A 12,885-nucleotide genomic window follows, 5' to 3' on the forward strand; every position below is an offset into this window, starting at 1 on the left:
TTGCCGTGACCACGCGCGAACCCGACCAGTCGGGCGCGACACTCGCAGTCGTCTTCCTGGTGATGTTCACGGTCTCCCTGGATCTGTCGATCGTGAATGTCGCGTTGCCCGAGATCGATTCCGTCTTCGACTACGGCCCTTCGCAGTTGAGCTGGGTCCTCAACGCCTTCCTGCTCCCCTATGCCGGTCTGATGCTGCTGGGCGGCCGGTTGGCCGACTTCATGGGGCGCCGGCGGTTGTTGTACGGCTGCCTCGCGGTGTTCGGAATCGCGAGTGCCTGGGGTGGGGCGGCGCAGTTCGGATGGGACCTGATCGCCGCCCGGGCGCTGCAAGGGGTCGCCGCGGCCGCCCTCGCGCCCATGGCATTGTCCCTGGTGACCTCGGAGTTTCCGGAAGGTCCCGCCCGTGCCCGGGCGATGGCGGTATGGGGTGGTGCGGGCGCGGCCGGTGGGGCGTTCGGCGTCGTGATGAGCGGTCTGCTGACCGACTACCTCGGCTGGCGGTGGGTGATGTGGATCAACCTGGTGTTCGTGGTCGCGGCGGTGGTCGCCGTGCGGCGGGGCGTGCGGGACGGTACCGCCCCGCGACGGGGCCCGCTGGACGTCGCGGGGGCTGCGTCGGTCACCGTGGGAATGAGTTCGCTTGTGGCGGCGGTGATCTCGACCGAGCGGTACACCTGGTCGTCGATGTGGGTCCTCGGCTTGTTCGGGCTCGGGCTGGCCGCCCTCGCGGTCTTCGTCATGGTGGAAGCGCGGGCGGAGGAACCACTGGTGCCATTGGGTTTCCTCCGCCGCCGGGGGCTGATCGGGGCGACCGTTTTCGGGTTCATGCTGGTGTCGGGGCAGATCGCCAGCTTCTATTTCGTCTCTCAGTTGCTGCAGCGGGTGCTCGGATACAGCCCGACCCTCACCGGCCTGGCCTTTCTCCCGTTCTGTGTGGGCGTGGTCGTCGGCCTGCGGATCGCCCAGGCTGTGGTCGGCCGCATCGGTGCCCGCCTGGTGATGGGTGCGGGCGGCATGGTGGGCGCGCTGGGACTGGTCTGGTTCGCGCAGGCCACCGAGTCGACCGGATTCGTGACCGGGATTCTGGGTCCGTCGCTGGTGTGCAGTGTCGGGATGGGCGCCGCCATGGTCGCGATGGGCATGGCGGGAGTTTCCGGGGTGCCTGCCGAAAAGGCGGGCCTGGCTTCGGGAATTCTCAACAGCTCGCGGCAACTCGGCGGATCGCTGGGTCTGGCCGTGCTGGTGACGATTGCGGGCAACGTTATCGGCGGTGACACGGACCGGACCGTTCTTGTCGACGGATACACCACCGCACTGCTGATCGCGGCGTTGTTCGTCGGTTTCGGTTCGATCGCGGCCGTGGCGGTCCTGCCCGCCGACCGGCCGCGGCGAACAGCCGGTGGGCGCAGCGATACGCCGAACTCCGTGGGGCCGCATCCGTCCGCACTCCCCGGCGGCCCCGCCCTCGACGGGTCGCGGCCGGTGGGCGACCATGTGGGCTCCCCGGCTGAGCGGTCGTAGCGGTGGGTGGGAAGACCGGCGCGAACATCACCTGTCGGCCGCGATCGGGGCGGCGCCATGGCGAGCCGATACAGCGGCGCCCGCGGCCGATGACTCCGGAAATCGCGGTCGGGGCCCGGCGTGACAACGGCAGTACGCGGTCGTCGAGGACGAAAAGACGCACTGTCTCGGCTGTCCGGTCCGGTGGCGAGATGGTCTGTGTCGCGGGCTTCTCCGGTGTGCGCGTGGATGTGCGGGGCCGCGGAAAGCGCTGGCTCGGGTCGGCTGAATCCGGTGCGGCGCTGTGTTACAGTTCGCGCATTCGACAATGACAATCGTTTTCTTAACGCTATGGCTGTTGATGAAGTTGGCCTCGATTGCGATAGCCCGCGCGACGGTGCTGCCGAAGGGGCAGGCGCGTCTCGTGGGTGATGGACAGGAGCCGTGAAAATGGGTGGTACCGGGGCATCGCTCCAGGTAGACGAGGTAGGACAGGAACCCCGTGCGGTCGCGGACGAGGCCGGGGTGACACCCGGCAGCGCCCTGTTCCGCGTGACCGAGCCGGTACGCGCGCGGCTCGGTGCGTCCTTGGCGATCGGTGCCCTGGGCGGAGCGGCCGGGGTGGCCGGTTTCGTGGGGTTGGCGCTCGTGCTCGGCGAGCTGTTGGACGCCGAGACCGAGACCGGCACGGTGGTGGCTTTCCTGGTGCTGGCCGCGGTCGGGTTTCTCACCCGATTCGCCATGCGCGCATGGTCTTTCCTCCTCTCCCATCTGGCCTCCTTCGATCTCGAGCAACGTTTGCGCAGCGATCTCGCCGCGCATCTCGGCCGGGTCCCGCTGGGTGAGGCGCAGCGCCTGGGCTCGGGGGCGGTGAAAAAGGTCGTCCAGGACGATGTCCGCGGCCTGCACATGGCGGTGGCCGACGCCGTACCACTGGCCGGTTTCACGGTGGCCCAGCCCATCGCCGCGCTCGTGGCGCTGGGTTTCGTGGATTGGCGGCTGCTGCTGGCGGTCGCGTTGTTCCTGCCCGTGGTGTTCGTCGGGATGCAGCTGACATTGCGGGATTACGTCGAGACCCGGCGTCGTTACGACGAGGCCAACGAGGCCATCAACGCGGCGACGGTGGAGTTCGTCCAGGGTATGCCGGTGGTGCGGACCTTCGACGACGGCACGGTCTCGTTCCGGCGTTTCGTCGACCGGGTCCGGCAGTTCAATATCGCGACCACCGTCTGGCAGAACAACAATCGCAGTGCGATGATCTTCGCCAATCTTACGGTGGCACCGCTGCCCACCATCGTGATCGTGACCGCGGTGGGTATCTGGCTGACGGCGAACGGGTCGATGTCGCCGGCGCAACTGATCGCCGCGATTCTGATCGGCACTCTTCCGGTCGAATCGGTGGTGCCGCTGATGAACCTGTCCAATCTGATCAACGACTCCAAGGCCGGTGCCGCTCGCATCGCCGAGCTGCTCGATATCGAGCCGTTGCCGGAGCCCGAGAACCCGCGGTCCCCGGCCGACGGGTCGATCGTGTTCCGGTCCGTCCGGTTCGGTTACGCGGGTGCGGACCGGTCCGCGCTGGACGGTGTGGATCTGACTGTTCCGAGCGGCACCGTGTGCGCGTTGGTCGGTCCGTCGGGGTCGGGTAAATCTACGGTCGCACGCCTGATTCCACGGTTCTGGGATGTGGATTCCGGGCAGGTGCTCGTTGGTGGGGTGGATGTCCGCGAGATCGCCTCCGCGGATCTGCTCCGGCACCTGGCGATGGTGTTCCAGGATCCGTTCCTGCTGTCCGACACCGTGGCGGAGAACATCCGGCTCGCTCGCCCCTCGGCGACCGACGCCGAGGTCGAGGCCGCGGCGCGGGCCGCCCAGGCCCACGATTTCATCGTCTCGGAACTACCGCAGGGCTACGACACGCCGGTCGGTGAGCGGGGGGCGCGATTGTCCGGTGGTCAACGGCAGCGGATCACCATCGCCCGTGCCCTGTTGTCGGATGCTCCGATCGTGATCCTCGACGAGGCGACCTCGTTCGCCGACCCGGAGAACGAGGCGGCCATCCAGGATGCGATCGCCGAGCTCACGCGTGGTCGTACCGTGCTCGTTGTCGCGCATCGCCTGTCCACGATCGTCGATGCGGACCAGATTGTGGTGCTCGAATCCGGCCGGGTGTCCGAATCCGGCACGCATACCGAACTGCTCGCGTCCGGCGGCCGCTATGCCCGGCTCTGGGAGCACCACCAGCGCGCCCGCGGCTGGGGTCTGGGCAGCGGCAAGAACAAGGAGGCCACGAACCGATGAGGAGAATTCTGCGGCTCATGCTGCTCGCCGCCGGGGACTACCGGGACGAGTTCCGCCGCACTCTGTGGTGCGCGTTTCTCGGTTCGATCCTGCAGGCGGCAGCCTATGCCACGCTGATTCCGATTCTGTACGAGCTGAGCCAACCCGATGTGAACACCACCGTCGTGTGGACCTGGTTCGGCGTACTGGTGGCCTGCTGGGTGTTTCAGGCGGCATTCCACTACGGGCAGCTCCGGTTCGAGTTCGGGCGGTGGGCCGATGTGCTCGCCGCCACCCGGCTGCGACTGGGTGACACTTTGCGGACCATGCCGCAGGCCGACCTCGAGCGCCGGGCCGCGGGGGACCTCACCACGGTGATGGGCAGCAATGTCGCCAACGCGACGATGAGTTCGTCCGGAATGGCCCTGCTGTTCATCCAGATGGTGACGGTCCCGGCGGTCATCGGGGTGATCATCATCGGAATCGACTGGCGCCTGGGTCTGGTGCTCGCGGTATCGCTACCGTTCGCGGTGCTGTTCGTCCGCCGTATCCAGCAGATCACCGGCGCGGGTGCGCGCCGGACCGACGCGGCCGATGCCGCGGCGGCGAGCCGGATCGTCGAATACGTCCAGGGCTTGCCCGTGCTGCGCGCGACCGGGCAGATCGGCAGCTCCTCGCAGCGACTGGTCGAGACCCTCGAAGAGCAGAACGAGGCCATGTCGGGGATGCAGAAACGACTGACCTGGCCGGGCCTGCTGGCCTCCAGCGTCGTTCAATTGTGTCTGGTGGTGATGGTCGCCGTCGGGTCGGCGCTGGTACTCGATCTGGATATGTCGGCGGCGTTACTGATCGCCGTGGTGGCCGCCGCGGTGCGATTCGCGGAGCCGCTGTCGACCATGGCCAATCTTTCGGCGATTTTCGAGATCACCGACTCGGCGCTGGAACGTGTCGGTGCGGTGCTGGATGCCCCGGCGCTCCCGGTGGGCGAGCCGGAAGCGCGAATCACCGGCTATGACATCGAATTCGCGGATGTGCACTTCGCCTACCCCGATGGCTCACCGGTCCTACGCGGGGTGTCCTTCACTGCTCCCGCGCGGTCGCTCACCGCCCTGGTGGGTCCGTCCGGCTCCGGCAAGACGACGGTGACCAGGATGCTGACCCGGTACGCGGACCCGGAAGCCGGCAGCGTCCGGATCGGCGGCCTCGACTTGCGCGACCTCGACCCGGTGGAGATCTATCGCAATATCGCGGTGGTTTTCCAGGATGTGTACCTGTTCGACGATACGATCCGCGCGAATATCGCGATGGCCGCACCCGACGCCACCCAGGAAGAAATCGAGGCCGCGGCCAGGGCCGCCAATGTCCACACCTTCGTCGAACGGCTTCCGCGCGGTTACGACACCCGGGTCGGCGAGATCGGTGGCGCGTTGTCCGGTGGGGAACGTCAGCGTATTTCGATCGCCCGCGCGATCTTGAAGAACGCGCCGATCGTCCTGCTCGACGAACCGACCGCCGCGCTGGATACCGAGAGCGAGGTCTATGTCCAGGACGCCATCGATGCGCTGGTCGCGGAGAAGACGGTTGTCGTGATCGCGCATCGGCTCTCCACTGTGGTGGCGGCGGATCAGATCCTGGTCCTGGAGGACGGTGTGGTATCCGAGCGCGGCACCCACGACGAACTGCTGGCCCGGCGGGGTCGCTACAGCGCAATGTGGGAGGCCCAGACACGGGCGCGGCACTGGCGGGTCACCGCGTCGGTATAACGCGAGAAGGTCGCGGTGACTCGGAGACCATCCGCCCGGGCCTTCGAGCAGGCGCGGCGATTGTTGCTTGCCACCCCCCTCGGCCGGTCCGGGCCCCGCCCGTCAGTGGGGGCCGGTGATCCGGGCGAGCATGATGCCGCCGACGATCATCGACAGTGCCAGTACCCGGCCCGCGCTGAGGGGATCCTTGTCGACGATCACGCCGAGGCCGATGGCACCCAGTGCGCCGATGCCGGTGAACACGGCGTAGGCGGTGCCGACGGGCAGGGTCCGCATCGCATGGGAGAGCAGGTATACCGCGACTGCGGCGAGCCCGAAGCAGAGCAGGGTGGGCAGTGGCCGGGTGAAGTTCTGTGTCGGTTTGATGCTCTGCGACCAGGCGATCTCGACCACTCCTGCCAGAGCGAGGACGAGCCAGCTCATTTCAGTAGCCCTTTCCGAGTTCGCGGGCGGTGTCGAGGGCGAGCGCATACGACGCGTCGTGCTCGCCGCGCAGCCGGGCAAGCGCCGGATCCTGGCGCGAATTGGCCAGCTCGGCGTTGATGAAGACCGTGCCGGTCACGGCGAAATGGCCCGCGAAGAAATCGCGGAGATAGCGCTCCTGATAGTCGAAAGCGGCCTTGGGCGTACCGGGTGAGTAGGCCCCGCCGCGGGCGGTGGCCACCACGAACCGGCGCGGCGCCAGCGACATCCGCGGAAAGGTCACCTGATCGAGCCACGCCTTGAGCGCCGCCGGAATGGAGTAGTTGTACATCGGGGTGCCGATCAGCACGATGTCGGCGGCGAGCAGCTCGGTCAGTAGCGGCTCGACGATCCGCCATGCGGCGGCTTGGGCAGGGGTACGTACCAGCGTGGCGAGCCGATCGAGGTCGGTCTCGCCCGCGGCGAGGACCGCGTCGCAGATCTCGGTCCAGCCGGCATCGATGAACGGCACCGGATCGGCCGCCAGATCCCGGTACACATAGCCGGCACCGGGATGTTCGAGGCGCCAGGAGTCGGCGAACGCTGCACTCACCTCACGGCTGATCGAACGGGTGCGTGCGCTTGCGTCCAGGTGCAACAGAGTGGGCATAATGAAACCTCCAGATAAGTGGACGCCGTGTCCACTTAGTGGATCATAGAATCAACTGGACACAATGTCCACTTATTGCGTTAGGGTGCTGGGATGGATATTCGCGTCGACCTGCTCACGGCACCGGCACCCGGTGGTGGCGAACGAGCGGACGCAGCGCGCAATCGGGCGAAGATCCTCGCCGCGGCGGCCGAACTGTTCACCAACCGCGATCCACGCGCGGTAACCATGGACGACATCGCAAAGGCGGCCGGCGTGGGGCGCGGCACGCTGTATCGCCGCTATCCGGATATCGGCGCCATCGCGACGGCATTGCTGGACGACCACGAACGAAAGCTCCAGGAGCAGTTGCTCGGCGGGACGCCACCATTGGGACCTGGCGCGCCTCCGGCGGAGCGGCTGGCAGCCTTCTACGCGGCCATGGTCGAATTGCTCGACGCGCACGGTGATCTCGTGCTGGGCGCGGAACGCGGTGAAGCACGGTTCGCCACCGGCGCGTACGGGTTCTGGGCTGCGCATGTGCGGGCGCTGCTGGTAGCAGCGGGGGTGGCGCGACCCGATCCGCTCGTCGACGTCCTACTCGCCCCCGTGGCCGTGGAGGTCTATCGGCATCAGCGCGAGCGAGGCATCGATTCCGGGCAGATCACCGCCGCGCTCGCCGACCTGGCCCACGCCGTCATCGCGTCTGCGACCAGCTGATCCGCACACCGGCTACCCACCCGCCCGGCATCGGGCCCCTGCCCCGGCCGGTTCATGATTCGGCTGCGATCGGCCTCGGCAGTCTGCTACTCCTGCGGCGGCGTCCGGACGCCGGCGAATTGCTGATGCTCGTTGCCCTGACCGCCGTCGCCGCGGCGGGGATCATGGACCCGACACCGGAAACACGTCGAGCCTCGGGCTCAACGAGGCCGAACCGCGCTGTGCGCGGGAGCCGGTACGAGGTACGGGGCGATGCAGGCGAGTTTCTCGCAGGTCTCCTCGTGTTCTCGCTCCGGTGTCGAGCCGGTGACGACACCGGCTCCGGCGCGCAACCAGCTCCGGCCGCCGCGTTGATAGACAGCGCGCAGAACCAGTGCGGCATCGAGGACGCCGGTGCTGTCCGCACGGACGACGGTACCGCTGTAGAGGCCGCGGGTGCCGGGTTCGAGATCGCCGATCGCGGCGCAGGCGGGTGCCTTGGGGATGCCGGAGGCAGTGATGGCGGGGAAGACGGCGGCGAGTGCGTCCCAGCCGCTCTGCTCGGGGGGCAACAGAGTTTCGACCCGGGACGCGAGATGCTGCACGCTGCCGCGCTCCTTGACGGTGAGGAATTCGCTGACTCGCGTGGCACTGCCGAGGCTGTCGAGTTCGTCGTAGGCGAGTCGTACGGAGGTGGCGTGTTCGTAGACCTCCTTCGGATCGGTGAGCAGAGCATCCCGGAGCGCGCGGTCGTGGTCGGCATCGCCGGTGCGGGCGCGGGTACCGGCCAGCGGTTGGGTCGCGGCCCGCCCGGCGCCGTCGGCTTCGAGGACGGTCTCCGGGCTCACCCCGGCGGCCTGCCAGCCGCCGAGGTCCAGCAGGAAGGAGCGGGCCGGGGTGTTGTTCCGGCGGACCGCCACATAGGAGGCCGGCATATCGACCGCGAACGGCACGTCGACCTGCCGGGACATGATCACTTTGTGGAACTCGCCGTGGTGGATGCGGTCCAGGGCATGCCGTACGCGCCGTAGATACGCGGTGTCGACCTCGCCCACCGGCACCGGTGCGGGCGCCGGCGCGGTGGCGGTGATATCGGGCAGGTCGAGGGTGAACGGGGCGCCGTAGCAACGGCTGTGCACCGTGGTTTCGGTGATCTCGAGTTCCACACCGGGCACCATGAAGTGGGCGAGGATATCGTCCGGAGACGCGGTATCGGGCCGGCACAGTTCGAAGCACGCCCAGCCGTAGGCCCGCCACCGCGGCACCGGTGCCCGGTCGAGCGCGGCCCGGATCTGCGCCCACGGTGTGCCGGTCCAGGATTCGGTGCGGTCGCCGCCGAGGGTGGTGTGCAGCCGGCCGGGGCCGACGGTCACCGCGCCGATCGGATTTCCGGCCACATACCAGTGTCCCGGCTGTTCGTAGACCACGTAGTCGGTGAGCTGTCCGGAGGCCGCGATCGCGGCCGCCAGCGCCAACGGGTCGGAGTGGTGCCGGCGCACGGTATGCACATAGTCGTCAGCGCCGAGAGTGGTGGACCGGTTCATCGTGCTCGCTATCCGATTCGGGGAGATGCCGACCGCGCAGCGGCCGGATCGCGGTTGCTGCTGGGTACGGCGATCCGGGCCGCCGTCGAAGATCGGGGGAGTCAGGCAAAGGACTCTCGGATCCACTGTGGCGCCTCGGTGCGGGACCACTGCATGAACTCCATCGCCTTGTCCTGGCTGATATCGACGTACTTCAGATCCGGATTCCCGTGGGGCAGGTAGTCGGGAAAGAACCGTTCCTTGTTGATCCGATCGATGATCGCCGTCGCGGCCGCCGCGGGCGTCAACTCTCCGCGTTCGACGGCCTGGCAGGCTTCCCGCGCTGATGTCACCAGGCCCCGCACCGCCTGGGCCAGCGCGGAGTCACCGCGCTCCAGGGATCGGAACACCTGGTCGTCCTGGCCGGCGAAGTAGCGGGACAGAGCGTGTTCCAGGGCGGCGTCGGCATAGAAGTTGTATGTGTGCCACACCCGGAAGATCGCGTCCCACAGTGCGTAGTCGCGAAATGCGACGTAGGACGAATAGGCGAAATCGTCGTGTACGTCGAACATGCGCTGCTGTACCGCATCGACATCGGCGAAGCGCTCGGTCGACCAATCATCGTCGCGGGCCGCCTCGATGATTCGCCATGCCAGGGCGTTCACGGTCTGGAAGGAGTTCGCGAGCCCACGGGAGAACAGCGCGTCGATCGCCCCGGCGGACTGGGCGGTCAGGCAGAAGCGGTCGCCTACCGTATCCGACGCGGAGTACTGCAGCCGCCCGGTGCTCACCCACGGCCGGACGGCCGTAGCGGACCGGAACTGTTTCGCGACGTCCGGAAACCGTTCGAGAAAGTCGTCGAACTCTTTCTCCGGTGCGGCGCGGTCGTCGAAGACCGCGTCCCCGGTGAGGGTGAGTCCCACACTGCACAGCGGGTTCATCGAGCGCTCGCTGTTGTCGAACGGGATCACCCAGAGCCAGCCGCCGTCGAAGACGTGGTGCAGGGTGCCGTTGTGCCACCGACTCGGCTGGTGGTAGCGAACCGGCGCGACATCGTCGAAGGGTTCGACACCGATCATGTGGGTGAATAGGGAACGGGAGTGTGTCCGCGCGCGAGTGGGTTGTTCACGGAGCCCGAACCGGTCGGCCAGTACGGAGCGGAAACCGGTGGCATCGACCAGATACTTGGCCTTGAAGGACTCACCTGACGCGGTGCGGAGCTCGGCACCGCGGTCCGCGTCGATCTCGATATCGGCGATTCGTGTGTTCTGCCGGGCTGTCGCGCCGTAGCGAAGGGCGAGGTGGAACACGTACGAATCGATATCCTGGCGGAACCAGTGCGATTCGGCACGGCGGTACCCGGACGCCAGGACGACCTGGTTGGCCTTGGCCGGGTCGGCGGGCCGGCCCTGCTCGTGGTAGACGAATCCGAAATTCTGTTTCTGCCCGCATGTTTTCGTCACCTGCTCGGCGGTGCTCTCGAAGGTGGCCAGCGCCGTGAGTTCGGGGACGTCGTAGCGCTCGGCGAGAATACGCATGGTGGTGGTCGCGTGTGGAATGGTGGATTCACCGACCGCGAAGCGCGGATGCACTCCCGCGTCGATGAGCAGGACGTCGAGCTTGTGGCGAGCCAGGATCGTGGCCAAGGTGCTGCCGGCGATCCCGGCGCCGAGGATGGCGACGTCGTACTGGGCGTCGGTCGGGGATGACATGGTCGGACTCCTTGTGCTGTTGTGTGCGTGTGGTGCCCCGGCGCCGGAAAGGAGCCGGGTTCACGCGGTGTTCGGGATCAGGGACGTACCGGAAGGCGGCGCAGGCCGCGCAGTCCCATACCGGGGCGCCAGCGCAATTCGGCCGGATCCACGGCGGTGCGCAGTTCGGGCCAGCGCGCGGTGAGGGTGGTGAGTGCGACGGCGACCTCCGTGCGGGCGAGGGCGGCCCCCATACAGTTGTGTATGCCGCCGCTGAACCCCAGGTGGGGCCGGGGTTCGCGGTGGATATCGAAGCGGTGCGGATCGGTGATGTGGGCCGGGTCGCGGTTGGCGGCGGCGGGGAACACCAGGACCCGGTCGCCGCGTTCGATGTGCCGGCCGCCGAGGACCAGCGGTTCGACAGCGAGACGCATCGTCGCCGATTCCACCGGCCCCCAGTAGCGCATGGTCTCCTCCACGGTGGGAGCGGCCAGTTCCGGATCATCGCGGAGTGCGGCCCACTGGGCAGGGTGAGTGAGCAGGGACAGGGTGGCGCTGGCGATCAGGCCCGCCGATGTCTCGAAACCGGCGGCCACGAGCAGACCGATCATGGCCATCAGTTCAGCGTCGGACAGCGCGTCTCTACCCGACTCCGGATGTGCCAGCCTGCTGACCAGGTCGTCGCCGGGGCTTTCTTTTTTGAGCAGCAGGAGATCGCGGGTGTAGCCCTCGAGCAGCTCGCGCAGGGCGGGGTCGGGGCCGGACAAGGGAGTGGAGGCGGTTGCCGCCCGCACGGCGAGGTCGTGCAGGCCGGGATGCCACGCCTCGGGGAACCCGAGAATCTCGCCGAGCACGGTCAGGGACAGCGGGTAGGCGTAGGTGTGCAGCAGATCGACAGTGCCGTCACCGTTGCGGGCCGCCTTTTCCGCCGCGTCGAGCAGTCGCTCGGCATGCCGGATCACCGTGGGACGCAACGCGGTGACCGACCTGGGAGTGAACGCCTGCTGCGCGGCCCGCCGCAGGCGGGTGTGCTCCGGTGGGTCGGACAACAGCATGGTGTTCGGTGGTTCCGGGATCCGGGCTCGTGCCCTGGCCGCGAGCTGCTCGGGGGACAGGAGTGCGCGCGGATTGTTCGCCAGCCGATTGTCGCGCAGTGCGGCAACGGAAGCCGTGTATCCGGTGATCATCCAGAATCCCCGGCCCGGCTGCTCCGGCAGTTCGGCGAAGGCGACCGGGGACTGCGCGCGCAGCTCGTCGTAGATGGTGTGGGCCCGTTCGTGGAAATCGTCGGCCAGCAGGTCGACCACGATCGGGCGGGACTTGTCGAGCATGGGTGGTGTTCCGTTCAGACCGGCGTTGCCTCGATCAGTGAGTACGACGTGGGGAAGACGGTGGGATGGACCGCGGTGACAGCGAATCCGGCACGGCGGCAGAGCTGTTCGTATTCGTACCGGGTGCGCTCCTGGCCGCCCATGTTGACGAGCATGCTGATGTCGGTGAGATAGGGGGCCGGATCCGAGGTGTCGACCACATCGGGCAGTACGGATTCCACGATCAGCAGCCGTCCGCCGGCCGGCATCGCCTCGCGGCAGCGCTCGAGGATGATGGCGCAGCGTTCGTCGTCCCAGTCGTGCAGGATGTTCTTCAGTACGTAGATATCTCCGCCCTCGGGGACCGCGGCGAAGAAGTCGCCGGCTTCGATGCGGCAGCGGTCGGCGACGCCCGCCGCGGTCAGGGTTGATAAGGCTTCGGCGACTCCGGTCGGCGAGTCGAAGACCACCCCACGCAGTGCGCGTGCGCCGCGCAGGATCTGCGAGAGCAGGGTGCCGTCACCGCCGCCGATATCGATGACGGTGCGGTACCGGGTGAAGTCGTAGCTCACCGGAACCAGGTGTGCGATGGGCAGACTGACCTGTCGCATCGTCGCGTTGAATCGTTGCGAAAGCTCCGGTTGTGTGGCGAGGAAGCTGAAGAAGTCGGTGCCGTAGAGCCCTTCGAAGGTCGGCTGCCCGGTGCGCACCGCCTCTTCGGTCAGCTTCCAGGAATCCAGCAGGGCCGGATCGGTGAACAGCAGCACGGCGGCCGCCTGGGAATCCGGCCGATCCGTGCGCAGCGGCATACCGGCCTCGCCCAACCGAAATGTGCCGGGGCGGGTTTCGACCACTATCTCCAAGGCGGCCAGTGCCCGGAGCAATCGGGCGAGCGCGCCGGGATGGGTGCCGGTGCGCGCGGCCAGTTTCTGGTAGCCGATTTCATCGTCGCCCAGGTGGTCGGCGAGCCCGAGGCGGGCGGCGGTGCCGACAACTTGGGAGCAGATCGTACCGAACATCATGTTCATGAGTCGTTGGTGAGCTGCCATGCCTACTTCCTGTAGAT

Annotated in this window: 10 protein-coding genes; 4 read left to right on the forward strand and 6 right to left on the reverse strand. The window is 67.7% G+C overall.

The genetic code is table 11. The features are described 5' to 3' along the window. The first annotated feature begins 5 nt into the window (after positions 1-5). The 3 genes from NF4_RS21510 (at position 6) to NF4_RS21520 (ending at position 5,545) form a co-directional block, all read left to right on the forward strand. Positions 6-1,523 carry an MFS transporter gene (locus NF4_RS21510; protein ID WP_063129150.1) on the forward strand — a complete coding sequence of 506 codons (1,518 nt, stop codon included), beginning with the start codon at positions 6-8 and terminating at the stop codon, positions 1,521-1,523. Between the two features lie 429 nt (positions 1,524-1,952). Continuing rightward, positions 1,953-3,803 (forward strand): ABC transporter ATP-binding protein, encoded by a 1,851-nt coding sequence (locus NF4_RS21515; RefSeq protein WP_063129151.1) that lies wholly within the window; start codon positions 1,953-1,955, stop codon positions 3,801-3,803. Then, a complete protein-coding gene (locus NF4_RS21520) occupies positions 3,800-5,545 on the forward strand; it encodes an ABC transporter ATP-binding protein (protein ID WP_063129152.1) in 1,746 nt (581 codons plus the stop codon). The genes NF4_RS21515 and NF4_RS21520 overlap by 4 nt, the downstream gene beginning before the upstream one ends. Before the next feature lie 102 nt (positions 5,546-5,647). Here the strand turns inward: NF4_RS21520 and NF4_RS21525 are convergent, their stop codons facing one another. Further along, positions 5,648-5,968, reverse strand: a complete 321-nt coding sequence (locus tag NF4_RS21525) for a DMT family transporter (protein WP_063129153.1) — start codon at positions 5,966-5,968, stop codon at positions 5,648-5,650. Position 5,969: 1 nt separating this feature from the next. Further along, positions 5,970-6,617: an FMN-dependent NADH-azoreductase gene (locus NF4_RS21530; protein WP_063129154.1), complete on the reverse strand. Its 648-nt coding sequence runs from the start codon at positions 6,615-6,617 to the stop codon at positions 5,970-5,972. Between the two features lie 93 nt (positions 6,618-6,710). Between NF4_RS21530 and NF4_RS21535 the strand changes: the two genes are divergently transcribed. Continuing rightward, entirely contained in the window at positions 6,711-7,316 is a 606-nt protein-coding gene (locus NF4_RS21535) for a TetR/AcrR family transcriptional regulator (protein ID WP_063129155.1), read from the forward strand. A 200-nt stretch (positions 7,317-7,516) separates the two neighbouring features. Here the strand turns inward: NF4_RS21535 and NF4_RS21540 are convergent, their stop codons facing one another. From NF4_RS21540 to NF4_RS21555, 4 genes are all read right to left on the reverse strand, one after another. Further along, the gene (locus tag NF4_RS21540) at positions 7,517-8,839 is read right to left on the reverse strand and encodes a salicylate synthase (protein WP_063129156.1); all 1,323 of its coding nucleotides are present in this window, start codon (positions 8,837-8,839) and stop codon (positions 7,517-7,519) included. A gap of 101 nt (positions 8,840-8,940) precedes the next feature. Beyond that, complete coding sequence (locus NF4_RS21545; protein WP_063129157.1) at positions 8,941-10,530, reverse strand: NAD(P)/FAD-dependent oxidoreductase; 1,590 nt, start codon at positions 10,528-10,530, stop codon at positions 8,941-8,943. A gap of 77 nt (positions 10,531-10,607) precedes the next feature. Beyond that, positions 10,608-11,840 carry a cytochrome P450 family protein gene (locus NF4_RS21550; protein WP_063129158.1) on the reverse strand — a complete coding sequence of 411 codons (1,233 nt, stop codon included), beginning with the start codon at positions 11,838-11,840 and terminating at the stop codon, positions 10,608-10,610. Between the two features lie 14 nt (positions 11,841-11,854). Next, the gene (locus NF4_RS21555; RefSeq protein WP_063814659.1) at positions 11,855-12,868 is read right to left on the reverse strand and encodes a methyltransferase; all 1,014 of its coding nucleotides are present in this window, start codon (positions 12,866-12,868) and stop codon (positions 11,855-11,857) included. Between the last annotated feature and the right edge of the window lie 17 nt (positions 12,869-12,885).

This window comes from Nocardia fusca NBRC 14340 (assembly GCF_001618425.1).
Taxonomy (GTDB): domain Bacteria; phylum Actinomycetota; class Actinomycetes; order Mycobacteriales; family Mycobacteriaceae; genus Nocardia; species Nocardia fusca.